Here is a 23,523-nt window from a genome sequence, read left to right on the forward strand (position 1 = left end):
CAGCAACAGCCGGTTCCCATGGTGTTGGCCGAGGGCATCTCGAAGAGCTACGGCTCAAACCTCGTGCTGCGTTCAATCTCGCTTGAGGTGGCTCGCGGCGAGGTTCTCTGCCTCGTGGGCCCCTCGGGCTCCGGCAAGTCGACGTTTCTGCGCTGCATTAACCACCTCGAAACGGTGAACGCCGGTCGGCTCATGGTCGATGGCCAGGTGGTGGGCTATCGCGAGAAGGGCGACAAGCTCTACGAGATGCACCCGAAGGAGGCGGCGAAGCAGCGCCGTGACATCGGCATGGTGTTTCAGCGCTTCAACCTGTTTCCGCATATGACCGCCCTTGAGAATGTCATGCTCGCGCCGAGCCTCCTCGGCAAGGGCAGCAAGGCACAGCTCAAGGCCAAGGCGATGGAGCTGCTTGCGCGCGTGGGCCTAGCCGATCGTTATGATCACTACCCGGCGCACCTCTCTGGCGGGCAGCAGCAGCGCGTGGCGATCGCCCGTGCCCTCGCGATGGAGCCGAAGCTTATGCTCTTCGATGAGCCCACTTCGGCGCTCGATCCTGAGCTCGTGGGCGAGGTGCTCGACGTCATGAAGGGTCTCGCCGAGAGTGGTATGACGATGATCGTCGTGACGCACGAGATGGGCTTCGCTCGCGAAGTCGCCGACAAACTCGTCTTCATGGATGGCGGCGTCGTCGTTGAGGCAGGCGATCCAGCTGAGGTGCTCTCGAACCCGCAGAGGGAACGTACGAAGGCGTTCCTCTCGAAGGTCCTGTAGCGGGCAATAACGAGCGAGAGGCGGATCGCGCTGGCCTGATGGCCGCGTGATCCGCCTCTCGTCTGTTTCGGCGCCCGAAGCCGAACGCGCTAGGAGTTCACTCCGAGATCGCGCTTGATCTTCGTAGTCGAGATGCCCTCGGTGCGATCGAGGTACATGACGTCGCAGTAGTCGGTGAGAATCTCGAAGCGGGGGTCGCCCTCCCAGTCGCCACCCATGACGACCATGTCGATCTCGTACTTTTGCACGTCGTTGATCTTCTGATCCCATGCGTCTTCGGGAATCACAAGGTCGACGTAGCGCACTGCCTCGAGCATTGCCTTGCGCGTTTCGAAGTCGTGGTAGGTGCGCTTGCCCTTGCCTTCATTGAACTCTTCGGTTGAGAGGGCCACGACCAGGTAGTCGCCCTGAGCTTTTGCGCGCTGCAGCAGCCTGATGTGACCCCAGTGCAGTAGATCGTAGGTGCCGTAGGTGAGAACTCGTTTCATGGCCTCTAGTGTAAGCGTTTTCGCTGACAAAACCGGTGAACGGGCAAGAAGTGCCGGGTGAGACCTTGCTACTTGAGGCTTTCGAGCAGTTCGGGGGTCATCTCGTCACCGTCGATGAGGCGCTCAATGTACTTGCGCAAAATGACGAGCTCGTCGGGGCCGGGGTTAATTTGTGCGGCAATAAAGCGGTCGGTGCGAATCATGCGCAGCGCCTCGAGTGCGGGGGTGAGCACGCCCTTCGGGTCGACGCCCTTGCGACCGCTCGACGGGGCCTGGGCCAGGCGCAGCGCCTCCATTGAGGTGAAGAGCGGCAGCACAAGCTGGCCTTTGGTCGATCGGGTCGTGCGAATACGAATGCCCTGCTTCTTCGAGTTCTTCGGAGCACCGGTCACATCGACGAAGAGGTAGCCCTCGCGAAGTGTGTTGAGGAAGGCCGCGAGACGGTCATAATTGGGTGCTTCGATGAGCGTCGCGTGCGCGGTTTCGACGGGCTCGTTGACGTAGTCGGCCGAGACGTCGTCGGGCAGTTCTGGTGCAGACATGGGGTCTAGCTTAGTCGTTGCCGCTGACGTCGTCGAAGTTGTTCACACTGGGGCTAATCTCGGGCCGCGGGCTCGTCGATTCCGCGGGCCTCGAGCGCCTCGCCGAGCAGCCTCGCGTGCAATACCGAGCGGATCACGAGTGGGGTCGCGTACGCCCGCAGGTTGCGTTCGAGGCCGCGCGCGCGGGCAGCCGCCCGGGTCTCGTGGGCGATCTCGAAGAGGGTGGGAATGGCCCGCAGCGTGAGAGAAAAGGCGAGGGCGATGCGCTCGGGGTTAACCCCGAGCGGGGTGAGTGGGGTGAGCGCCCAGGTAATCGTTGCAACCATGTCGTCTGACCGGGTGGTCTGGGTGACGATGGTGCTCGCGATGATGAGCGCGATGAGGGAACCCACCACCGTGAAAGCCTCTTCGACGCCGCGCTGCCAGGTATTGAAGGCGAACAGGAGCACGGCAACGATGGCAAAGCCGCGAATGGTGCGCATGAAGTCAACGAAGAGCAGCCGTGCGACCACGATGAGCGCGATCATGAGCGCGAGGGCAGCTGCCGTGGCCCATGCGTTGTGAAGCAGCATGAGCGCGACCGCGAGCACGATGAGTGAGAGCAGCTTCGCCCCGGGGCGCATGCGGTGCAGCGGCGAGGTTCCGGGGTGGTAAACGCCGATGGGGCTCCAGGTCACGACTCTGCCTCGTCGATGCTCGCGCGGTAGAAATCAATTGCCTCGGCCGGGGCGCCGTCGAAAGCGACCCTGCCCGAATCAATGACGAGGGTGCGCTCGCAGCGCGCCGCGAGTTCGAGCTCGTGGGTGGCGACGATGACCTGCTGGTCGAGGTTCATGAGGCGGTTGCCGATGAGCCTGCTGTTGCGCAGATCAAGCAAGGTTGTGGGTTCGTCTGCGACGAGAACTTTTGGGCCTGACGCGAGTACGCTCGCGAGTGCGAGCAGCTGCTGCTGGCCGCCAGAGAGGGTGTGTACGCTCTGTTCTTCGCGACCGGAAAGGCCGTAATCGTCGAGCACTCGCGAGACCGCTGCGGCGCGCTCGGCCTTGCGCGGGATGACCCGCTTGAGTGAGAGGGCGATGTCTTCGGCGACGGTTGGCATGACGATCTGTGCGCGGGGGTCGGTAAACATGAACCCCACGCGGCTGCGCACCGCACGGCCATCGGCCACGGTTTCGAAGGTTCCCTCGTTGGTGGTGAGCGTCACGGTTCCGCTCGTGGGCATCACGAGTCCGTTGATGAGGCGCGCGATGGTCGACTTGCCTGAGCCGTTGGCTCCGATGAGTGAGACTCGCTGCTCGCTGAGTGTGAGTGACAACGGGTGCACGATGACTTTTTCATCACCATGCACCCGCACCGTCACGTTGTCGAACGTAATCACGCGGTAAGGCTACTCGGTTTCGGCCGTTGCGCGGGTCGCCTTTGCGGCGCGGGGAGTGCGCTTGCCCCTCGCGAGGTCTGGGAAGGCGCGCAGAACCGCGGTCGCGACGAAGGCGGCGAGCACGGTTTTGATGATGTCGCCGGGGGTGAAGGTGAGGTTCAGCATGAATGCTTCGGGAACCGTCATGCCTGCTCGCCACGCGAGGCCAGCGATGCCGAGCGGGTACATGAAGACGATGTTGGCGATCATGCCAGAGGCTGTGATCCACGCGACCTGCGCGGCAACCTTCTTCTGCGAGAAGCGGTGCACGAGGTAGCCCGTGAGCGCCGCTGCAAAGGGCATCGCGACGAGGTAGCCGGCCGATGCGCCGGCGAAGGGTGCGAGACCGGCAGAACCGTTGGCAAACACGGGAATGCCGATAGCGCCGACCATGAGGTAGAGCAGTACGGTGAGGAAGCCGCGCTTTGCGCCGAGAACGGCGCCCGCGAGCAGTACGCCGAAGGTCTGCAGGGTGATGGGTACGAGGCCGCCGATGGTGATGGCCGGCAGAATTGCGCACACCGAGATGAGCGCCGCGAAGGTCGCGATGAGAGCGATGTCGGCGGTTGTGGTGGCGCCTTTTCGTGCGGCAGCTCGTGCGCTGGTGGGCGACGGGTTGCTACCCGCTTCACTGTGGGTCATGAGTTCTCCATTGCTGTTGGCGAAGAGCAGGGCCGGGTGGGCGCCTGTCACAAGAGTACAGATTATGCGAGATCGCCCCACACATATATGTATCTTTCGTTAACGGTTTTCTGGAAATTGATGTGGGAAGTGCACTAAGGTGGCGGCGAAACCCGACAACATATACGATTTATCTGGAGTGTGACACACGCCAAACCCCCGCGAGCAGCATAAAGGAGCGCCGCCGTGCTTGACGATAAGACCATTGAAGCAATTGCCGATGAACTCGCCGAGGCTGATCGAAGCCGGGAGGTGGTTCCGCTGCTCACTTCGCGTTATGCGGGCATGACGATTGAAGATTCGTATGCGATTCAGAAGTGCTGGTCTGATCGCCGCATCGCTGAGGGAGCCAGGCTCGTGGGTCACAAAATTGGCCTCACGTCAAAAGTTATGCAGGTGGCAACGGGCATCACCGAACCCGACTACGGCGTGATCCACGACGATATGGTCTTTGAATCGGGCGCTGTGCTGCCCTTCGACCGCTTCTCGAATGTTCGCATCGAGGTTGAACTCGCATTCGTGCTTGGCGAGCGGCTTGAAGGGCCGAACGTCACGATCTTCGACGTGCTCAACGCAACCGACTACGTCGTTCCCGCTCTCGAGGTGCTCAACTCGCACATTGAGATGCAAGGGCGCACGATCGTCGACACGATCAGTGATAACGCCGCGATGGGAGCCATGGTGCTCGGCGGCCGTCCCGTGAAAGTTGATGCCCATGACCTGCGCTGGGCCGCGGCACTCCTGTATCGCAACGAAACGATTGAAGAATCTGGTGTCGCTGGGGCGGTGCTCGGCCACCCGGCCATGGGCGTCGCCTGGCTTGCGAACAAGCTTGCCCACCACGGCCAGTCGCTTGAGGCGGGCGAGATCATTCTTGCGGGCTCCTTCACGCGGCCCATGTGGGTTGAGCGCGGTGATACGGTGCACGCCGATTACGGTGAGCTGGGGTCGATCACCTGCCGTTTCGAATGAGGCGACCTCGGTGAGGCGAGTGGAAATGGCGACAGACCTGGCCAAACTGCGCGATAATCCTCGGCTGAAGCGTAGTGAGGCGGTAGGATTCCCCCATGAGTGAAACCGCACGAGCGCAGACAGCTATTGACGCGATTGCAGAGCAGTGGGTTGAAACCCTCGTCGAGCACGACCCGACGACCGGCACCTACATCGGTCGTTGGGAGGCCGATGCCTTTCTGCCTGACTATTCACCCGAGGGCGCCGCAGCGTTTCTTGACGCACAGCGCGAAACCCTCTCGGCGCTCAGAGCTGAGCAGCCGGTAGACGCGGTCGATCGCGTCACGAAGGCCGACCTCAGCGCCGAGCTTGAACTCTCAATCGCCGAGGGTGAGGCGGGCGAACACCTGCGCGACCTCAACGTGATCGAGTCACCGTCGCAAGGCATTCGCGACATTTTCGACCTCATGGCCACCGAAACCCCAGAGCAGTGGGAAGCGGTTCGCGAGCGTCTCAGGGCGATTCCCGAGGCGCTCGCCGGTTACCAGGAGACGCTGCGCGAGGGCGTGCGGCAGGAGCAGGTCGCAGCGATCCGCCAGGTGACCGAGGTCGCCGCCCAGGCCCATCGCACCGCGGGAACGGGGCTCGAGGCGGGCGAGGGCTTCTTCGCGCAGTTCGTGACGAAGCAGCCAAAGGGGCTCGCTGACGACCTGCAGGTCGAGCTCGGCGAGGCCGCCTGCGCCGCGTCGGCCGCCTACATGCAGTTCGCCGAGTTTCTCGAGACCGAGATTGCGCCGAAAGCGCCGAGCGAAGACGCCTTCGGGCGGGAACGCTACGAACGCGCCTCAGAGGGCTTCCTGGGCGCCCGCGTCGATCTCGACGAGACCTACGAGTGGGGCATCGAAGAGCTTGCCCGCATGCGCGATGAGCAGGAGCGGATCGCCGCCGAGATTCTCGGAACAAGCGTGCACCCCGGCATCGTGCAGGAGGCCATCGCGCACCTCGAACAGGACGCCCAGCGCAAGCTGCACGGCACCGACGCCCTCAAAGCGTGGATGCAAGAGACGAGCGACCGCGCCGTGCGCGAGCTCGGCGAGACCCAGTTCGACATTCCCGAAGAGATTCGCACCCTCGAGTGCATGATCGCGCCCACGCAAGAGGGTGGCATTTACTACACCGGCCCGAGCGACGACTTCTCGCGGCCGGGGCGCATGTGGTGGTCGGTTCCGCAGGGCGTGACCGAGTTTGATACCTGGCGCGAGCTCACGACCGTGTACCACGAGGGCGTTCCCGGGCACCACTTGCAGATCGGTCAGGCCGTCGTCAACCGCGGCACCCTGAACGAGTGGCGCCGCCAGCTCGCGGGCACCTCGGGCCATGCCGAGGGCTGGGCGCTCTACGCCGAGCGCCTCATGGAAGAGCTCGGTTACCTCGATGACCCCGCCGACCGCTTCGGCATGCTCGACGGCCAGCGCATGCGCGCGGCCCGCGTCGTGCTCGACATCGGCGTGCACCTCGGCAAGCAGCGCCCCGACGGCGGCGGAGTGTGGGATGGCGATTACGCCTTCTCGTTCATGCGCGACAACGTCAACATGAACGACGGCTTCGTGCGCTTCGAAGTGCTGCGCTACCTCGGCTGGGGCGGCCAGGCGCCGTCATACAAGGTCGGTCAGCGCATCTGGGAAGAGCTGCGTGACGAGGCCCGCACCCGTGCCGAACGCTCGGGCCGCGACTTTGACGTGCGCGACTTTCACCGCGACGCGCTCGCCCTCGGCGGCGTGCGCCTCGACACCCTGCAGCAGGCGCTTCGCGGGGAGCTCTAGCGGTGACCCGGTGCCCCTGCGGCAGCGGATCACCCTACAGCTCGTGCTGCGAACCCATTCACGGCGGATCGCCCGCTCCCACCGCCGAGCGCCTGATGCGCTCGCGCTATAGCGCCTTCACGCTCGGCCTCGTCGACTACCTGCTCCATTCGTGGCACCCCGACACGGTGCCCGACGACTTCGGCGCCGATGACGTGCGCCTCGAGGAGGGCTACCGCTGGGTGCGCCTCGCGGTCGAGCAGACCGAGGCTGGCGGCCCCTTCGACACCGAGGGCTACGTGACCTTCACCGCGGTCGCTCGGGGCCCCGAGGGCCGCATCGCGCAGCGCGAGCGCAGCCGTTTCGTGCGCCTGCCGGCGGCGGCTGCCGGTGCTGCCGGTGGCGTCACCGCGCGCCGCTGGGTCTACGTCGACGGGCAACAGCTCGAAGCGTAATGTGCCGTTTTGCGTGCGCCTGGCGGTTTTTCTCGTTACCTGACGAAAAGCAGGGTGTTCACCGCCCAAACACCCTGCTTTTCGTCAAGTAAAGGCGGCTCTGCCTCTCATCCTGTGTAGGGAAGGGCAGAGCGGGATTTGTTGTGTGGGGTGTTGCTTCGGCTCTCAAAGCTCATCGTGAGCGAGCCGGGTGCGGTGTCGCATTTTGTCTAGGGTAGCCACACCCTTCGTTACCAAGGTGTTATTTAAGCAGTGTGTTGTCTTACTAAACATCTGTATACTGCTGTCAAGCATTCGGTGCGTCAAGCCTTGTTTTGGTGCAACGCTGCTTAGTGACAACGGTGTTACCTAACGTGGGCAGCGCCTCAACACATAGGGTCATCAGCTTCGGCTGGTGTGGAGGAAACAATGAAGTTACGTACCGGTTTGAGCGCCGTTGCAGTGACGCTTGTTGCGTCGCTTGCAATGACGGCTTGTGCGCAGTCTCAGCGTGATTCGCAACATAGCGGTGGGGCTGACGCAGCGAATGCAGATGCAGTCTTTACTTTTGGCATGGCGGGCTCGCCAAAAATGTTTGATCCCTTTTATGCCTCTGACGGCGAGACCTTTCGCGTCACAGATGCAATGTACGAGGGGCTCCTCAGTGTGAAGCCAGGCTCGGTCGAGGTCGAAGCGGGCTTGGCCACAGAGTGGGAATCTCGGGAGTCTGGAACCCAGTGGGACTTTACACTTCGTGATGGAGTCACGTTCCATGACGGAACAGCGTTTACCGCAGAGGCGGTATGTGCAAACTTTGAGCGCTGGTTTCAGCAGACCGGAGTGAATCAAAGCTCGGGGGTTAGCTACTCCTGGATCAATGACTTTGGTGGGTTCGCCGACCAAAAAGATGTGCCAACGCTATACGAGGGTTGCGACGTAACCGATGAACTTAAAATGACGTTGCGGCTGACTCGTGCGTCATCGCACATGCCTGACGTACTGGCGTACTCTTCTTTCGCTTTTTCAAGCCCGGAAGCGCTTGAAAAATATGATGCAGATGCGGTTGAAGCAGACGGTGATGGGTTCTCGTGGCCTGAATACGCGACGGCGCACCCTACAGGCACCGGCCCGTTCGTGTTCGATTCTTATGACACCGCAAATGGTGTTGTGACGCTCACTCGAAATGACGACTACTGGGGTGAGAAGGCTGGCGTCGCAAAGCTGGTGTTTAAGGTGATCCCTGGCGAGGGAGAGCGTCGACAGGAACTCGAGTCAGGCAGCATCGATGGGTATGATCTCCCGAACCCGGTTGACTGGGCCGACCTTGAAGCGCAGGGGCATCAGGTCCTTATTCGAGACGCGTTCAACATCATGTTCCTAGCCTTGAATGCTCAAGAAAACGATGCGCTTCTCGATCTGCGCGTGCGTCAAGCCCTCTTGTATGCAATTAACCGTGAGCAGCTTGTTGAGACTCAGCTTCCTGAAGGCGCTTATGTTGCAAGTCAGCTCCTGCCCAAGACGATTACGGGATACAACCCTGACCTTGAGCCTTACCCCTATGACACCGCAAAAGCGCAAGCACTGCTGAAAGAAGCAGGGCACGAGGGCCTTGAAATTGAGCTGTGGTACCCGACAGAGGTTTCGCGCCCGTATATGCCAGACCCATCACGCGTTTTCGAGGCGATTCGCAGCGATTGGGAAGCGGCCGGGATCAAGGTTGTGCCAGTAAGCCACCCCTGGAACGGTGGGTACATTGATGGCGTCTACGCAAATAAGGCTCCGGCATTCTTGCTTGGTGGCACGGGACACTACGATTCGCCAGATCCGTTCATGGGTGCATACTTTGGCAACTCTGAGACCTTCTTCCAGACCGGCCTCCTCGGGTTTGGCGACCAGCTCGCCGCAGATGTGCGTGGTGCAGATGAAGAAGGCGACCCTGCGACTCGTGAAAAGAAGTATCAGGAAATTGAGCGCCAGCTTATGCAGGAATACCTGCCGATGTTGCCTCTTGCGCACACGCCTCCCGCCCTCGTCGTCGGAGAGCATGTGCAGGGGATCATTCCAAGTCCCGTCACGCACGAGGACTTCTCGAAGATCACGATAACTCGGTAAATGGCTGATCGGCTGGCCGTTGCTCTCTTGCGCGGCCAGCCGAGATCCACTCCTATTGCAAGGAAAAACCAGTGGTTGATTTTCTCGTGAAGCGCCTTTCTCAGGCGCTGATAACACTTTTCGCGCTGAGCATTGTGCTCTTTGCTTGGCTGCGGTCGCTCCCGGGAGGGCCCGTTTCGGCGCTTGTCGGTGAGAATGCTTCGGTCGAGGAGCGTCAAGAGATGGAACGCATTCTTGGCCTCCAAGACCCCCTCATTGTGCAGTACTGGCGGTTCTTGACGCGTGCCGTACAAGGGCAGTTCGGTAAGTCAACAGGCGTGCAGAGCGGGCAAGATTCAATGTCGCTCTTTCTTGAGCGCTTTCCTGCCACTCTCGAGTTGGGTTTCGTTGCCCTCATCATCGCACTGCTCATCGGCATACCGCTTGGGTATATCGCTGCGAAGCGTAGCGGGAGTCTGCTCGACACCGGATCAATCATGGTGTCGCTCGTGGGTGTTGCCGTTCCGGTCTTCTTTTTGGCGTTCTTACTGAAATATATTTTTGCGATCAAGCTGGGCGTTCTTCCTGTCTCGGGCCGACAATCTGTCGGTATCGATAGCACGACAATTACTGGATTTGTTGTTCTTGACGGCGTGATGACGAGGGAATGGGACGCGGTGCTCGACGGTTTGAAGCACCTTGTTTTGCCAGCGATTGCCCTCTCATCGATACCAATGGCAGTGATTTTTCGCATCACGAGGGCCTCGGTCATTTCGGTGATGGACGAAGACTATGTACGCACTGCTGAAGCGAAAGGTCTCACACCCCGGGTGATCCGTGGTCGTCACGTTCTGCGTAACGGGCTTATTCCCGTAATAACCGTTACCGGCTTACAGGTTGGGGTGCTTCTCGGTGGCGCGGTGCTCACTGAGAAGGTCTTTACTTTTAGGGGAGTCGGTCATGCACTTGCTCAAGGGTTTGAGACGCGTGATTATGCAGTGTTGCAGGTGCTCATTCTGATGTCGGCACTGGTCTACATCGTTGTGAATCTCATCGTCGATATGGCGTACGGGGCAATTGACCCACGCGCAAGGGTGAGTTGAGGGGTCTTATGCTGACACGAAAGAAAGAGCGCATTGACAGCCTCGCAGCGGTCAACGCAGAAACTGATGATGGTGTGAGCCAGGCTCAGGTGATTTGGCGACGCCTGCGCCGCGACAAGATGTTCCTTGCGGGGGCATTGATCATCGCAGTTTTTGTGATCGTCGCGATTTTTGGGCCCATCCTCGCCCCAAATGCTCCAGAAGCACGGTTGCTTATTGACCAGGTGCGGCCACAGTCAAATCCTGTTCCGGGCCCGCAACCAGGGTTTCCTCTAGGAGCCGACTGGGCCGGGCGAGATCTACTGTCACGGTTATTGGTCGGTGCCAGACAAACGCTCATTGTTGGCGTGCTTGCAACGCTTGGCGGACTCTTTGGGGGTGTGGTGCTCGGCACGCTTGCTGGTGCATTTGGAGGCTGGGTTGATGCCGCTGTAATGCGTGTTGTCGACGTGATGCTCTCGATACCGTCGCTTCTCACCGCATTTACCATTGCTTCGTTATTTGCGCATCCCTCGCAGATGACGGTGATTCTTGCAATTGCGATCGTTCAGGTGCCTATTTTTGCTCGATTATTGCGTGGGTCGATGATGGTTGAACGTCGGAGCGATCACGTACTCGCGGCCAAGGCTATGGGGGTTAAACAGCGGTCGATCATCTTTCGACACATGCTCCCCAATTCGATGAGCCCGGTTATCGTGCAAGCGACCATTGCGCTTGCTACATCAATTATCGATGCTGCTGCGCTGTCATTTCTGGGGCTCGGAAACCCAGATGATCGGGTGCCTGAGTGGGGGCAGATGCTTGGGGCATCAGAGCGCTATTTCAATTCTTTTCCACACCTCGCGTTCTTGCCCGCAGCTTGCATTATTGTCGCAGCGCTCGGTTTCACGTTCATGGGTGAATCTGCAAGACAAGCAATCGACCCGAAATCGAGGAGGTAGTCGTGGTGAATGACATTCACCTTCACCGTGGAAGCGGTGATGCATTGCTCGAAGTTGAAAATTTGCGAGTCTCTTTTGGGCTCGAAGATGGCGGCACATTCACTGCGGTTGATGGCCTTACTTTCTCTGTGCCCGCGGGCAAAGCGGTTGGGCTTGTCGGTGAATCAGGCTGTGGCAAATCAGTGACATCGCTCGCAATCATGGGGTTATTGCCGCAACGGTCACACGAGAGTAGCGGATCGATCCGCTTTGCTGGTGAAGAGCTTCTTGGGGCACGTGACCAACGTTTGCGGGATCTTCGTGGTGAAGACATGACGATGGTTTTTCAAGACCCGTTGAGTTCGCTTAACCCAGTCATTCCTATTGGGGTGCAGGTGCGTGAGGTTCTCGAGCGACACAAGGGCATGTCTCGAAGAGTAGCTGCGAAACGGGCTGAAGAACTCTTAGCCGAGGTCGGAATACCCGACCCAAGGCGGCGCATGCGCGAGTATCCTCATGAACTCTCCGGTGGCATGCGTCAGAGAGTCCTGATCGCAATTGCCCTCGCTTGTGAGCCCAAACTCCTTATCGCAGATGAGCCCACGACGGCGCTCGACGTGACGATCCAAGCGCAGATTTTAGAGCTGTTGCAACGCCTCGTGACCGATAACGGTACCGCGTTGCTCCTGATCACGCACGATCTTGGGGTTGTTGCGGGAATGTGTGACGAGGTCAACGTGCTCTACGGAGGGAAGATGGTCGAGCACGCTCAGTGCCACGATCTGTTCGCTACACCGAGGCACCCGTACACTCAGGGACTGCTCGACTCTTTGCCTCGGCTCAGCGACGATCGCAGTGATCGGTTGCGGCCGATACCAGGCTCGGTCGCCGATAACCTCCCGTGGGCGAATGCGTGCGCCTTTGCTCCCCGATGTGCCAATGCAACCGAGGCATGTCGCTTGAACAGTCCTGAAACAACGGTCTGGTCTGAAGACCACCTTTTTCGGTGCTTTAACCCGGTCGCAGAGGAGGCATCATGAACATTGATACGGCAAAACCGTACCTCGTTGAAGCCGAGGGCGTGAGTGTGAGGTACCCAATTCGTAAGGGTGCTTTGGTGAAAAGAGCCGTTGGATATGTGCATGCAGTTGATGATCTCAGCTTGCGAATTCGACGCGGTGAAACGTACGGACTCGTAGGAGAGTCAGGATGCGGTAAATCGACGTTTGGTCGTGCCCTGTTGAACCTTGAGGATCGCGCTGAGGGTGTGATTCGTTTCGACGGCGAAGACATTTCGTCGTTAAAAGGTGAAGCGATGCGTCAAGCAAGATCACGGATGCAAATGGTTTTTCAGGACCCGATGGGAAGCCTGGACCCAAGACAGAGCGTTGAGCAGTTGCTTTACGAAGGGATGCGTGCCCACGGGATCACTGGTGATCGTGCAAAGAAACGGCTCTTTGAACTGCTCGAATCGGTGGGCCTGCCGAAGAGTGCCAGAAAAAAGTACCCGCACGAATTCTCTGGCGGGCAACGGCAGCGTATTGGGATTGCGAGAGCTCTCTCGGTGAGCCCAGATCTCATTGTTGCCGATGAACCGGTGAGCGCCCTTGATGTTTCTATTCAGGCGCAAGTTATCAACTTGCTCCAGGACTTGCAGCATGAGTTTTCGCTCACTTACCTCATTGTGGCTCACGACCTTGCGGTGGTGCGCCACGTGAGCGACACCATCGGTGTGATGTACCTTGGGTCACTTGTTGAGGAAGCGAGTGCCGACGACCTCTATCGAGAACCGCTGCACCCCTACACGCGTGCGTTGCTCTCTGCGGTGCCCGAACCCGACCCTCATCTGGAGCGCGGCAAAGAACGCATCGTCTTGCAAGGTGACTTGCCGAGCCCTGCATCACCGCCGTCAGGGTGTCGATTTCGCACGCGCTGCCCATGGGCGCAAGAGGAGCGATGCTCTACTGAGCGCCCAGAGCTTCGAAACATAGCGACCGGAGCGGGAGACGAGCGGCGCGTAGCGTGCCACTATGCCGAAGAAATTGCCGAGGGGCGGTTGCGTATGACACGTAATTCGAAGCCCACAACGACAGGAGCAAGAGCATGAAACAGCGGTTTGCAGACCGTATTGCCGTGGTGACGGGAGGTGGCTCAGGGATCGGAAAGGCTGTTGTCGCGCAACTCATTGAAGAGGGGGCGACTGTCTACTCACTTGATGTGCATGAACAGCAAGGAATCGTGAGCCCGCAATGTATTCCGGTTCGGATTGACATAGCCGATGTCCAAGCGGTGAAAGATTGGGCGGTAACGCTTGATCGAGTCGACCACCTTGTGAACGCTGCAGGGGTTATTCGCTCTCGGCCTATTGAAAGGATTACCGAGGAGGAATGGGACACCGTGTTTGGAGTAAACACGAGGGGGCTTTTCTTTGTTATTCAGGCCCTTGCGCCCCTGCTGACTCCGCAGACTGGGTCGGTTGTGAACGTTTCATCGGTGGGAGCGATCTCTGCAGTAAATACTGATGCTGCCGATTACCATGCATCGAAAACAGCAGTGCTGTCCATTACTCGTTCATGGGCAAGGGCACTAGCCCAAAGCGGTATTCGAGTGAATTCAATGTTGCCCGGACTGACAGAAACACCCCTGTTACGTGGCGCTTACGTGAGTAAAGGGGCGGGCGACGGGGCCCTCGAAGAGCAGTATGCGGGAGTGCCACTTCAGCGTGCGGCTACGCCAGAAGAGATAAGTCGCTCAATCGTGTTCATGCTCTCTAGCGATGCGGCATATATGACCGGGGCGAGCATGAATGTTTCAGGAGGGGCGGTCATTGTCTAATGAATGGCACAACGGGTACAGCAGACGCAACTGGCACACGTCGCAGGCTTCGGGTAGCAATTATTGGTGCGGGCCTTGGCGGTATCGGCGCGGCGGTGTACATGAAAAAACATCTCAAAGCCGAGGTAGTTATTTTTGAAGCAGCGGATCATATCGGCGGTACCTGGTACCGAAATCGATTCCCGGGGGCGGAGGTAGACACCCCTTCGCACATGTATTCGTACTCGTTCCATCGATGGGATTGGACGCGGCCATACGCAACCCAGGCTGAGCTTGTGGAGTATATGGAAGCGACGGTTACGCGATACGGTCTCGAACGTTCGATAAGGACATCGACTCGGGTGCATGAGGCGCGATGGATCGAAGGGGAGCATCAGTGGGTTGTGACAAGTGACGCTGGGGTCGAAAGCTTTGATGCTGTCATGAGTGCAGTCGGGATGTTGAGTGACCCCCGCATACCTGACTGGCCCGGTAAAGATGAGTTTGAAGGTGACCTGTTCCACTCGATTGAATGGCCAGAGGGCTTGGACCTGTCAGGTAAACGAGTTGCGGTTGTGGGCACTGGCTCAACCGCATCTCAGATCGTTCCGAAACTCGCGAATGAGGTTGCAGAGCTGACGCTGTACCAACGGCAGCCAGGTTGGGTGATACCCAAAGCCGAAAATGTGTATACCGATGAGCGTCGCGCTCAGCTGCGTCGAGCTTTGCCCCGTTTGAAGCTTCGTTTGAGCGAGTTTTGGCGACGAGAAAAAGGGTCAATCGGAGGTGCGCTCGAGAAGCCTGGAAGCAAACTCGACACCAGGGCAAAGGCAAAGGCGCTGGCTTACATCGAGTCAGTCTTTTCTGAGCATCCAGAACTTCGTGAGGCAGTAACACCAGATTATCCATACCTCGGTAAGAGGCCAATCCAGTCGAGCGATTTTTACCCGACGTTATTGCGTGAGCATGTGACGCTCGTGCCTCATGCGGTCGCAGAGTTGAAGCCGAATGGTGTTGTTGATGCGCTTGGCGAGTTTCGGCACGCTGATGTGATCGTCGCAGCGACGGGTTTCAAAGCAGCAGAGTATCTCTCAACACTGCCGGTTTATGGTCGAGGGGGGCGAAGTTTGCAAGAGCACTGGGGCCAGGAGCCGCAGGCTTATCTTGGTTCGATGGTTCCCGATTTCCCGAATTTTTTCATGCTGTACGGCCCCAACACGAACGGCTACGCTGTTCTATTTGCAATGGAACAGCAGGCGTTGTTTGCGGCAAAAGCATTGCGGCACATGCTGAAAAAACGGGCGACGAGTGTCGAAGTGAGGCCAGAGTCTCACTTGCGGTTTAATCGCTGGATCGACAAGCGGCTGGCGAATAGTTCATATACGTTGGCTTCAAACTACTTCACGAGCCCATCAGGTAGGGTTGTGACGCAATGGCCAGACGGCGTTATTTTGTTCTGGCTTATGGCACGTTTTTCGGTTCCTAACGTTACGCGATTGGGTGATGTGAACAGTGCCTCCACCCGCCCTCCACGTCCAATGACAGAAACTGGAATGTGAATGACGAAAACCTCAGAGAGTGCTCAGAGCGGATCAAACGCCGCTGAAGACAAAAGCGCAAATGAAATGACACTCGGCGACCAAGTGCGGGCTTTTCGCGAGCTTCGTGGAATGACAGTGCGTCAACTCGCTTCGGCGATTGCTTTGAGCCCAGGGTTTATTAGCCAACTTGAAAATGGTCGAACTGGGGCAAGTCTTGAGACGTTGAAGCGTATTGCTCATGCGCTTGGCGTGACGCTGGCTGAACTTGTTGAACTAACGCCGATGAATCACCGAGGCGTGCTGCGCAAGCTCGACCGAACAGCCATCGCCTCCGAAGGTGGCGTGACGAAGTATGTGCTCACAAAGCCCCCGGTACGCCACCTGGAGATGTACCTCGTTGCGTTTGAACCTCACTCGAGTACCGGTGATTTGTACTCGATTGGTGACAGCCAGGAGCATGTGCTGTGCACTGTTGGAACGCTTGAAATCACCGTAGGAACAGAGGTCTTTACTCTCGGTGAGGGCGATAGCCTCGAATTCGCGAGCAAGATTCCTCATGGCATCAGAAACCTTGATGATTCACCCTCTGAAGCTGTTTGGACCGTTGCCCCGCCTCTGACATGGCAGACTGACCCGGTGACCGATTAGGGAACGCTGGGAAGCGGTGTTCGTGGTGCACGAGTGCTAGAGGCGACCGTTCTGCAGCTGCCGCTGCAGCTGTCGCCGCTGCTGCCGCTGCTGTCGCTGCTGCCGCTGCTGCCGCTGCTGCCGCTGCCGCTGAGGCTGCTGCCGCCGCTGTCGCTATCGCTGGCCTCTCGGTGAGGGCGGCAGGGCAGTTTCCGGTTTACTTGACGAAAAGCAGGGTGTAGACGCGCAAACACCCTGCTTTTCGTCAAGTAGACCCGTTTAGTGCAAGCACGGGTGAGGCGGCCCGGCATGCCGCGTGCCGCGGCCCGGCCTGCCGCCTGCCACGGCCCGCTATCGCTCGCGGAAGACCCCCGCCAGGTGCCGGGCGAGCGCCTCGCGGTCGGCGAACGAGAAGACTCCCGCGACGTAGTGGTCGGGGCGCACGAGCACGACGGCACCAGAGCGGCTGATGCCACGTTCGGCGAAGATGTCGATGTGGGGTGCGGTGGCGTAGACCTTCTCGTAGTCGCGCACCTTGAAGGGGCCGCTCTCGGGAAAGAAGATGGGGTGCACGCGCGTGTGGTCGATCTCGTGCGGGTCCTGCTGGTAGACGGCCTTGACGTCGAAGACCGAGTCGAGGTCGGTGCCTGCGGGGGTGAAGCGGCGCACGGGCGAGGCCGGGTCTGAGTGCAGCCACTCGGCCCAGTCGTTCATGGCGCTCGCGTCGGCGTCGGCGAAAGCGTAGATGCGGTAGCGGCCATCGGCGCGGTGGTGGTGGCCGAGGTGCATGGTGACCGCGTCGCAGACGCGCACGGTCTCGACCGACTTGAAGCGCTTGCCGATGGTGAAGCCGGTGGCGAGGTGCTGCTGCGCCCCGGCGTCGGTGACGATCGAGGGGGTGTAGTGGGTCATGAAGCCTGCGGGAAACTCTGCCGTTTGCACGTAGAAGTCTTCGAGCTCTGAGGGTGAGGCGAACTCCTCGGGCTTCTTGGCCATGAGGGTCGACCACTCTTTATCGAAGTCGATGAGGTTCTTGGCGATGACCTGGCGTTCGTCAGAGTAGCTGCCGAGCAGGGCCTCGGGGCTGCGCCCCTCGAGCACGTAGCCGAGCTTCCACGCGAGGTTCCAGCCGTCTTGCATCGAGACGTTCATGCCCTGACCGGCTTTGGCGCTGTGGGTGTGGCAGGCGTCGCCGAGCAGGAAGACGCGCGGGGTGCCGTCGGGCGAGGTGGCCGCGTCGTCGAAGCGGTCGGTGAGGCGGTGGGCGACCTCGTACACGCTGTTCCACGCGACGTTCTTGACGTCGAGCCGGTAGGGGCGCATGATCGCGTTGGCGCGGTCGATGACCTCTTCGAGTGGGGTGTTTCGCACCTGGCCACCGTCGTTCTCGTCGACCTCGCCGAGGTCAACGTACATGCGGAAGAGGTGGTTGCCCTCGCGAGGAATGTGCAGAATGTTGCCGCCGTCGTGCGATTGGATCGCGCATTTCTTGCGAATATCAGGAAAGTCGGTCGTCGCGAGCACGTCCATGACGCCCCATGCGTGAAACGACTGGTCACCCTGCAGGCTGCCGCCGATCGCGTGGCGCACTCCCGATCGCGCCCCGTCGGCGCCGACGACGTATCGGGCGCGAACGATCCGCTCGGTGCCTGTGCTTGGGCCCGCGGTGATGCGCAGGCGAACGGCGACGGGGTAGTCGTGGGCGGGGTCGATCTCGAGGTCGACGAACTCGAAGCCGTAGTCGACCTCGATGCGGCCCGGCGAGTGCTTCGCGTAGTCGGCGAAGAAGTCGATCACGCGGGCCTGGTTGACGATGAGGTGCGGAAACTCTGAGATGCCCGTTGGGTCGTCGGGCGTGATTGCGGTGCGCACGATGTTCTCGGGGCGCTCGGGGTCTGGCTTCCAGAACGCCATCTCGGTGATGCGGTAGGCCTCTTGGATGATCTGCGGGGCGAAGCCGAATGCCTGGAAGGTTTCGACGCTGCGCGCCTGAATACCGTCGGCCTGGCCGATCGCGAGGCGTTCGGGCCTGCGCTCGATGATGCGGGTGTTCACGCCGGGAAACTGGGCGAGCTGGGCTGCGGTGATGATGCCGGCTGGGCCCGATCCGACGATCAACACGTCCATCGTGTCTGGCAGCTCGGGCGATCGGTCGAGGCCGAGGCCCGAGGCTGGCTCGATGCGGGGGTCGGTTGACACGTATCCGTGGTGATGGAACTGCACAGCAAGTCTCCTCGATGAGTTGCAATGGAACCTATAGGTTCAATAATTGAACAACGGTTTCTAATACCGCACGTAATCGTATATTAAACCCGGTTTCGCGCAACTGTCAAACGTTTGCGCGACAATAGACACCATGGCACACACACGAAGCGCAGCCAATGCCCCCGTTGGTTCGCAAACGCTCTCTCGCGGTCTCACCGCGCTTGAGATTCTCGCGGCGCATGATAGGCCGATGAGCCTCAACGAGCTCGCCGAAGCCCTCGAGGTGCATCGCTCGAACGCTTACCGGGTGCTTCGCACGCTCGAAGAGCATCGCCTGGTACTGCGCGACGGCGAGGGCCTCATTCGGCTCGGGCCGAGGCTCACGGTTCTCGCACGGGGCGTAGCCCCAGGGCTCAGCACCGCAGCGGCCAAGCCCGTGGCAGACCTCGCGAACGCGGTGGGCATGACGGCGTTCTTGACCGTGCTCGACGAGGCCGACGTCATCACGATTCACAGCGCAGAGCCCACCAAGGTTGACGTTGCGGTCGCGAGGCGCCCAGGCACGAGGCACTCGATTCTCGTCGGCGCCCCGGGGCACGCGCTCGAGGCCCTGCTCACCCGCGAACGCCGCCTCGAACTGCTCGGCACCGAAACACTGAGCGAGCAGGCTCAGCTGGCCACGGCCCGCGGCTATGCGGTGAGTGAGAGCGAGGTTATGGGCGGGGTTTCGGCGATCGCGGTTCCCGTGCACATCGCTGGTGAGCCGCCGGCAGCCCTCGCACTGGCACACTTCGCGCCGATCCGTGAGCCCGAGGCGCTCGCGGGGCAGTTGCTGCTCGCGGCGTCGCGCATCACCCAGAGCTACCACTAGGGGCACACTACCGTTTTTGAGACTCGAGGCCCTACGATAAGAGGGTCCGGTCTGATGGATGCGCGCCCAGCGCTCACCCGCAGCTCGTTATCCCAGCAAGGTGTTCGAAAAAGGGGCACTGCCACTCCGTAGGCGGAGTTTAGACATACACAGCGTAATTTCGTTTCGTTCGAAAGGATCTGTGATGTCAGAGCAGACACTCACCCCACCCCAAACGCCCTTTATTCGTGATCTCGCGGCGGGCCTCGCGGCGCATGCCGAGCAGGTGTTTGGCCTCATGGGCAACGGCAACGCCCACCTCATTGACGCGCTTCGCGACCTCGGCCTCGCCTTCACCCCGGTGCGCCACGAGGCCGCGACGGTCGCCTCTGCCGATGCCTACGCGAGGGTCTCTGGCAAGCTCGCGGTCGCGACGACGACCTACGGCGCGGGGTTCACGAACACGCTCACCGCGCTCGCCGAGGCGGCGCAGGCCCGGGTGCCCGTGCTCGTCGTCGTGGGCGATGAGCCGGTCGCGGGCAAGCGGCCGTGGGACGTTGATGCGGCAATGCTGTCGCGTGCGGTTGGTGCCGAGCACGTTGTTCTCACGGCGGATCGGGTCGCCGACGAGGTGCGCGAGAGTGTAGCCCTCGCCCTCGAGAAGCGCCTGCCCGTCGTGCTCGCGATGCCCTACGACCTCGTCTCGGCTCCGGTTGCGGCGCGTGAGAATCTTTCGACGGGTGATGTGGTCGACACAGCCACCGCGGCTCGGCTGCTCGCGACAGCGAAGCGGCCCGTGGTGCTCGCGGGCAGGGGAGCGGTGCTCGCCGGTGCCGAGCGGCAGCTCGCAGAGCTCGTCGGCCTGACCGGTGCGGCGACCGCCTCGACCGCGCTCGCCAGGGGCATTCACGACCCCGTGGCCGATCTCGGAGTGACGGGTGGTTTCGGTCAGGAGGCCGCGATGGCGACGCTCGAGACCGCTGACGTGGTCGTGGCGGTCGGGGCGAGCCTCAACCAGTTCACGATGCGCTTTGGCGACGCGCTCGGCGAGGGGGCGCAGCTCATTCGCATCGACGCAGAGCGGGTTCAGGCTCCCCGCACGAACCATCGGGTGAGCCAGCACCTGTTGCTCGGCGACGCCCGCGAGGTGCTCGAAGCCCTGAACAGTGAGCTGCGCGAGACGAACGCAACGCCCGCCTCGTTCGGCGCCGAGGTCGCTCGCGGGGTCGCGTCGGGCGAGCTCCGCGTGCGCGAGACTGGCCCCGAGAGCGGGGTGTGCGAAGACGGCAGGCTCGATCCGCGTGCGGTCGCCTCGCGCATCGCAGCCCTGTTGCCAGAGGATGCGCACATCACGCAAGACGGCGGCCACTTCATCGCTTGGGCCAACATGTTCTTGCCGGTCGCGAAGCCTGAGCACATGACCATGGTGGGCACGGCGTACCAGACGATTGGCCTCGGCTTCGGAACGGTCGCGGGCGTTGCCGCGGCGGCTCCCGACCGCACGATCGTGCTCTCGACGGGTGATGGCGGCGGGCTTATGGCGCTCGCCGACTTCGAGACCGCGATCCGCACGGCGCAAAGCCTCGTGGTCGTGTGTTTCAACGATGCCGCCTACGGTGCCGAGGTGCACTTGTATGGCGTGATGGGGCTGGGGCAGGAGCCCATGCTCATTCCCGATGTCGACTTCGCGGCGCTCGGCGAGGCCTTCGGGGCTGAGGGTGTGCGCGTTGAGACGCTCGCTGATCTCGACGCGCTTGAGCGGTGGCGCGATGCGGGGGCGCGTGGAGCGATCGTGCTCGACTGTCGGGTGTCGCGCAGCGTTGTTGCGCCGTACCAGCGAGAGGTGCAGCGCGTGAATGGGATCGATGTTTCGGCTGAGTGATGCGCGGGGAGCCGTTCCGTCTGGCTATGCGCCGGTGTCCCGCTCGCGCGTGGGGTGAAGACGGGGCGGTGCGGATCATCGCGGCGGGCGTTTTTTCTTTACCGCAAGAAACCTCTTCCATTTCGAATATCAAATCATATACAATCGTGAGTATTACCGAGAGGAGACACTGCAGTCATGTCATACGGAATCGATACCCCCGGCAAGATCATTGCCGTTCATCTCAACTATCCTTCTCGGGTGGCGCAGCGTGGGCGCACCCCCGAGTTTCCCTCGTACTTCTTCAAGCCGGCCTCGTCACTCGCGGCGACCGGCAGCACCATCGAGCGGCCAGCGGGCACCGAGCTCCTGGCCTTCGAGGGCGAGATCGCGCTCGTGATCGGCAAGCGTGCGCGCTGGGTCAGCCCCGAAGAGGGCTGGGGCTACGTCTCGCACGTGACCGCGGCAAACGATTTCGGGCTTTATGACCTGCGCGCTGCCGATAAGGGCTCGAACGTGCGTAATAAGGGCGGCGACGGTTACACACCAGTAGGCCCGGTAGCGCTCGAAGCCTCGCTCGCGGGCCAGGGCGGCTGGCGCGTGCGCACCTGGGTGAACGGTGAGCTCGTGCAGGAAGACACGAGTGACACGCTCATGTTTCCCTTCGGCCAGCTCGTTGCCGACCTCTCGCAGCACATGACGCTTGAACCGGGCGATGTGATTCTCACGGGCACCCCGGCGGGATCTTCGGTCGTCGTTCCGGGCGACGTCGTTGAGGTCGAGGTCGATGCTCCGGGCGTCGAGGGAGCACCCACGACCGGCCGCCTCGTGACGACGGTTACCCAGGGTACGACGGCGTTTGGTGAGTACGGCAACCGACCCAGCGTGAACGACCTACAGCGCATCGAGGCCTGGGGCAGCGAGAGTGAGCACGCGGCAGCCGTTGAAGCTGGCCGCGCAACTTCGCTCGACAAGCCCGCCGCGGCCGAGGGCGAGAACCCGCTCACCCCCGAGGTTCGTGCGCTGCTCGAGGGCCTTCCCGTCGCCACCGTCTCGACGGCGCTGCGCAAGCGAGGCTTCGTCGACATCTTCATCGACGGCGTACACCCGAACCACGAGGGAGACCGCATTCTTGGCACGGCTCGCACACTGCGCTTTGTGCCGTTCCGGCCCGACCTGTTCAAGAAGTACGGCGGCGGGTTCAATGCCCAGAAGCGCGCGTATGACACCGTCAACGAGGGTGAAGTCATCGTCGTTGAGGCCCGGGGGCTGTCGTCGACGGGAACCGTCGGTGACGTGCTCGCCTTGCGCGCACAGGTGCGCGGTGCCGCGGGCATCGTGACCGATGGTGGCGTGCGCGATTTCGCGGCGGTGCAAGAGTTCACGCTCCCCGTGTTCTCGCAGGGGGCCCACCCGAGCGTGCTCGGGCGTAAGCACGTGCCCTGGGAAACTGACGTGACGATCGCGTGCGGTGGCGCCGCGGTGCAACCGGGCGATGTCATCATGGGCGACCGCGACGGGGTCATCGTGATTCCACCACACCTCGTCGAAGAGGTCGCGCGCGATGCTGCGGCGCAGGAGTTCGAGGAGGGCTGGGTGGCCGAGCAGGTTGCCAAAGGCGAGGCCGTTGACGGTCTCTTCCCGATGAACGCCGAGTGGCGTGCGCGTTTCGAAGCCGAGACCGGTAGCGGGGCCGCCGGGGCATGATGAAAGAGTCAAAGACCGATCTCGCCTACCGGGTCATGCGCGAACGCATTGACTCTGGCACCTATATGCCCGGGTACCGGCTTGTAATCGCGCCGATCGCGCAAGAGCTCGGCATCTCGGCCGTGCCGATTCGCGAGGCGATCCGCCGCCTTGAAGCAGAGGGGCTCATCACCTTTGAACGAAACGTCGGTGCGCAGGTAGCGCTTGTCAAAGAGACCGAGTACCTGCACGCGATGCAAACGCTCGCGCTCGTCGAGGGCTTCGCAACGGCGCTCGCCTCGCCAGAGGTGACCGCTGAACAGATAGCGCGTGCCCGTCGAATCAATGACACGATGCGGCAAACGCTCGACGACTTCGATCCGCAGCGATTCACGCAGCTGAACCTCGATTTTCACAGCGTGCTGTTCGAGAGCTGCCCCAACCCACACGTGCTCGAACTCGTGCACCGGGGCTGGAACAGAATGCGGGTGTTGCGCAACTCGTCATTCACGTTTGTGCCTGGCCGGGCCCACGAGTCGGTCGAAGAGCACGAACGGCTGCTCGCTCTCATCGAGAGTGGATCGGCGGCCGAGCTGGTAGAACAGAGCGCCCGCGAGCACCGTCTCGCGACCCTGCGCGCGGTGCTCGCGAGAAATGCTGAACATCACGAGGGTGAGGCGCTCACAGCGTAGCCGCTGCGAGCGTGAAACGCACCACACCACCACTTTTGGTTTACAAC

General features: G+C 61.1%; 23 protein-coding genes. 17 read left to right on the plus strand and 6 right to left on the minus strand.

The annotated features are described in order from the left end of the window. Positions 1 to 18: 18 nt before the first annotated feature. On the plus strand, positions 19 to 771 hold the full coding sequence (locus KTJ78_RS05615; RefSeq protein WP_217133599.1) for an amino acid ABC transporter ATP-binding protein: 753 nt from the start codon (positions 19 to 21) through the stop codon (positions 769 to 771). A gap of 89 nt (positions 772 to 860) precedes the next feature. Here KTJ78_RS05615 and tagD read toward each other — a convergent pair whose 3' ends face one another. The 5 genes from tagD to KTJ78_RS05640 form a co-directional block, all read right to left on the minus strand. After that, positions 861 to 1,259, minus strand: a complete 399-nt coding sequence (gene tagD, locus KTJ78_RS05620; RefSeq protein ID WP_217133451.1) for a glycerol-3-phosphate cytidylyltransferase — start codon at positions 1,257 to 1,259, stop codon at positions 861 to 863. A 68-nt stretch (positions 1,260 to 1,327) separates the two neighbouring features. After that, complete coding sequence (locus KTJ78_RS05625) at positions 1,328 to 1,801, minus strand: SseB family protein (protein ID WP_217133453.1); 474 nt, start codon at positions 1,799 to 1,801, stop codon at positions 1,328 to 1,330. A 53-nt stretch (positions 1,802 to 1,854) separates the two neighbouring features. Then, positions 1,855 to 2,478: an energy-coupling factor transporter transmembrane component T family protein gene (locus KTJ78_RS05630; RefSeq protein ID WP_369807990.1), complete on the minus strand. Its 624-nt coding sequence runs from the start codon at positions 2,476 to 2,478 to the stop codon at positions 1,855 to 1,857. Further along, positions 2,475 to 3,179 carry an energy-coupling factor ABC transporter ATP-binding protein gene (locus tag KTJ78_RS05635; RefSeq protein ID WP_217133455.1) on the minus strand — a complete coding sequence of 235 codons (705 nt, stop codon included), beginning with the start codon at positions 3,177 to 3,179 and terminating at the stop codon, positions 2,475 to 2,477. The genes KTJ78_RS05630 and KTJ78_RS05635 overlap by 4 nt, the downstream gene beginning before the upstream one ends. Before the next feature lie 9 nt (positions 3,180 to 3,188). After that, positions 3,189 to 3,860: a biotin transporter BioY gene (locus KTJ78_RS05640; protein ID WP_217133457.1), complete on the minus strand. Its 672-nt coding sequence runs from the start codon at positions 3,858 to 3,860 to the stop codon at positions 3,189 to 3,191. A 225-nt stretch (positions 3,861 to 4,085) separates the two neighbouring features. Between KTJ78_RS05640 and hpaH the strand changes: the two genes are divergently transcribed. From hpaH to KTJ78_RS05700, 12 genes are all read left to right on the plus strand, one after another. After that, positions 4,086 to 4,871 carry a 2-oxo-hept-4-ene-1,7-dioate hydratase gene (gene hpaH / locus KTJ78_RS05645; protein ID WP_217133459.1) on the plus strand — a complete coding sequence of 262 codons (786 nt, stop codon included), beginning with the start codon at positions 4,086 to 4,088 and terminating at the stop codon, positions 4,869 to 4,871. Positions 4,872 to 4,966: 95 nt separating this feature from the next. Then, on the plus strand, positions 4,967 to 6,673 hold the full coding sequence (locus KTJ78_RS05650) for a DUF885 domain-containing protein (protein WP_217133461.1): 1,707 nt from the start codon (positions 4,967 to 4,969) through the stop codon (positions 6,671 to 6,673). 2 nt (positions 6,674 to 6,675) lie between these two features. Beyond that, on the plus strand, positions 6,676 to 7,107 hold the full coding sequence (locus tag KTJ78_RS05655; protein WP_369807991.1) for a YchJ family protein: 432 nt from the start codon (positions 6,676 to 6,678) through the stop codon (positions 7,105 to 7,107). Between the two features lie 408 nt (positions 7,108 to 7,515). Next, the gene (locus KTJ78_RS05660) at positions 7,516 to 9,198 is read left to right on the plus strand and encodes an ABC transporter substrate-binding protein (RefSeq protein WP_217133463.1); all 1,683 of its coding nucleotides are present in this window, start codon (positions 7,516 to 7,518) and stop codon (positions 9,196 to 9,198) included. Between the two features lie 71 nt (positions 9,199 to 9,269). Further along, on the plus strand, positions 9,270 to 10,280 hold the full coding sequence (locus KTJ78_RS05665) for an ABC transporter permease (protein ID WP_217133464.1): 1,011 nt from the start codon (positions 9,270 to 9,272) through the stop codon (positions 10,278 to 10,280). Between the two features lie 8 nt (positions 10,281 to 10,288). Next, a complete protein-coding gene (locus KTJ78_RS05670; RefSeq protein ID WP_217133465.1) occupies positions 10,289 to 11,221 on the plus strand; it encodes an ABC transporter permease in 933 nt (310 codons plus the stop codon). A 2-nt stretch (positions 11,222 to 11,223) separates the two neighbouring features. Continuing rightward, positions 11,224 to 12,240 carry an ABC transporter ATP-binding protein gene (locus tag KTJ78_RS05675; RefSeq protein ID WP_217133466.1) on the plus strand — a complete coding sequence of 339 codons (1,017 nt, stop codon included), beginning with the start codon at positions 11,224 to 11,226 and terminating at the stop codon, positions 12,238 to 12,240. Next, entirely contained in the window at positions 12,237 to 13,307 is a 1,071-nt protein-coding gene (locus KTJ78_RS05680) for an ABC transporter ATP-binding protein (RefSeq protein WP_217133468.1), read from the plus strand. The genes KTJ78_RS05675 and KTJ78_RS05680 overlap by 4 nt, the downstream gene beginning before the upstream one ends. Further along, the gene (locus KTJ78_RS05685; protein WP_217133469.1) at positions 13,304 to 14,035 is read left to right on the plus strand and encodes an SDR family NAD(P)-dependent oxidoreductase; all 732 of its coding nucleotides are present in this window, start codon (positions 13,304 to 13,306) and stop codon (positions 14,033 to 14,035) included. The genes KTJ78_RS05680 and KTJ78_RS05685 overlap by 4 nt, the downstream gene beginning before the upstream one ends. Further along, positions 14,035 to 15,573: a flavin-containing monooxygenase gene (locus KTJ78_RS05690; RefSeq protein ID WP_217133471.1), complete on the plus strand. Its 1,539-nt coding sequence runs from the start codon at positions 14,035 to 14,037 to the stop codon at positions 15,571 to 15,573. The genes KTJ78_RS05685 and KTJ78_RS05690 overlap by 1 nt, the downstream gene beginning before the upstream one ends. Continuing rightward, entirely contained in the window at positions 15,574 to 16,203 is a 630-nt protein-coding gene (locus tag KTJ78_RS05695; RefSeq protein ID WP_217133473.1) for a helix-turn-helix domain-containing protein, read from the plus strand. Between the two features lie 33 nt (positions 16,204 to 16,236). Continuing rightward, positions 16,237 to 16,377, plus strand: coding sequence for a hypothetical protein (locus tag KTJ78_RS05700; RefSeq protein WP_217133474.1), 141 nt, complete (start codon positions 16,237 to 16,239; stop codon positions 16,375 to 16,377). A gap of 156 nt (positions 16,378 to 16,533) precedes the next feature. On the opposite strand, the gene KTJ78_RS05705 is transcribed toward KTJ78_RS05700, so the two are convergent. Further along, on the minus strand, positions 16,534 to 18,405 hold the full coding sequence (locus KTJ78_RS05705) for an FAD-binding monooxygenase (protein WP_217133476.1): 1,872 nt from the start codon (positions 18,403 to 18,405) through the stop codon (positions 16,534 to 16,536). Between the two features lie 133 nt (positions 18,406 to 18,538). Between KTJ78_RS05705 and KTJ78_RS05710 the strand changes: the two genes are divergently transcribed. The 4 genes from KTJ78_RS05710 to KTJ78_RS05725 all read left to right on the plus strand — a co-directional run bounded on the left by KTJ78_RS05710 (position 18,539) and on the right by KTJ78_RS05725 (position 23,476). Beyond that, positions 18,539 to 19,258, plus strand: a complete 720-nt coding sequence (locus KTJ78_RS05710; protein WP_217133478.1) for an IclR family transcriptional regulator — start codon at positions 18,539 to 18,541, stop codon at positions 19,256 to 19,258. Positions 19,259 to 19,442: 184 nt separating this feature from the next. Beyond that, a complete protein-coding gene (locus tag KTJ78_RS05715) occupies positions 19,443 to 21,119 on the plus strand; it encodes a thiamine pyrophosphate-binding protein (RefSeq protein ID WP_217133479.1) in 1,677 nt (558 codons plus the stop codon). 177 nt (positions 21,120 to 21,296) lie between these two features. After that, positions 21,297 to 22,805 carry a fumarylacetoacetate hydrolase family protein gene (locus KTJ78_RS05720; RefSeq protein ID WP_217133481.1) on the plus strand — a complete coding sequence of 503 codons (1,509 nt, stop codon included), beginning with the start codon at positions 21,297 to 21,299 and terminating at the stop codon, positions 22,803 to 22,805. Further along, positions 22,802 to 23,476 (plus strand): GntR family transcriptional regulator, encoded by a 675-nt coding sequence (locus tag KTJ78_RS05725; protein ID WP_217133483.1) that lies wholly within the window; start codon positions 22,802 to 22,804, stop codon positions 23,474 to 23,476. Before KTJ78_RS05720 ends, KTJ78_RS05725 begins: the two co-directional genes overlap by 4 nt. Positions 23,477 to 23,523: the final 47 nt, after the last annotated feature.

The sequence above is a fragment of the Leucobacter chinensis genome, from assembly GCF_019049105.1.
Lineage (GTDB): Bacteria > Actinomycetota > Actinomycetes > Actinomycetales > Microbacteriaceae > Leucobacter_A > Leucobacter_A chinensis.

Coding starts and splice junctions, on each gene's coding strand:
- KTJ78_RS05615 (WP_217133599.1), top strand. CDS start 19: ATGGTGTTGGCCGAGGGCATCTCGAAGAGCTACGGCTCAAACCTCGTG.
- tagD (WP_217133451.1), bottom strand. CDS start 1,259: ATGAAACGAGTTCTCACCTACGGCACCTACGATCTACTGCACTGGGGT.
- KTJ78_RS05625 (WP_217133453.1), bottom strand. CDS start 1,801: ATGTCTGCACCAGAACTGCCCGACGACGTCTCGGCCGACTACGTCAAC.
- KTJ78_RS05640 (WP_217133457.1), bottom strand. CDS start 3,860: ATGACCCACAGTGAAGCGGGTAGCAACCCGTCGCCCACCAGCGCACGA.
- KTJ78_RS05650 (WP_217133461.1), top strand. CDS start 4,967: ATGAGTGAAACCGCACGAGCGCAGACAGCTATTGACGCGATTGCAGAG.
- KTJ78_RS05660 (WP_217133463.1), top strand. CDS start 7,516: ATGAAGTTACGTACCGGTTTGAGCGCCGTTGCAGTGACGCTTGTTGCG.
- KTJ78_RS05670 (WP_217133465.1), top strand. CDS start 10,289: ATGCTGACACGAAAGAAAGAGCGCATTGACAGCCTCGCAGCGGTCAAC.
- KTJ78_RS05680 (WP_217133468.1), top strand. CDS start 12,237: ATGAACATTGATACGGCAAAACCGTACCTCGTTGAAGCCGAGGGCGTG.
- KTJ78_RS05685 (WP_217133469.1), top strand. CDS start 13,304: ATGAAACAGCGGTTTGCAGACCGTATTGCCGTGGTGACGGGAGGTGGC.
- KTJ78_RS05690 (WP_217133471.1), top strand. CDS start 14,035: ATGAATGGCACAACGGGTACAGCAGACGCAACTGGCACACGTCGCAGG.
- KTJ78_RS05695 (WP_217133473.1), top strand. CDS start 15,574: ATGACGAAAACCTCAGAGAGTGCTCAGAGCGGATCAAACGCCGCTGAA.
- KTJ78_RS05710 (WP_217133478.1), top strand. CDS start 18,539: ATGGCACACACACGAAGCGCAGCCAATGCCCCCGTTGGTTCGCAAACG.
- KTJ78_RS05715 (WP_217133479.1), top strand. CDS start 19,443: ATGTCAGAGCAGACACTCACCCCACCCCAAACGCCCTTTATTCGTGAT.
- KTJ78_RS05720 (WP_217133481.1), top strand. CDS start 21,297: ATGTCATACGGAATCGATACCCCCGGCAAGATCATTGCCGTTCATCTC.
- KTJ78_RS05725 (WP_217133483.1), top strand. CDS start 22,802: ATGATGAAAGAGTCAAAGACCGATCTCGCCTACCGGGTCATGCGCGAA.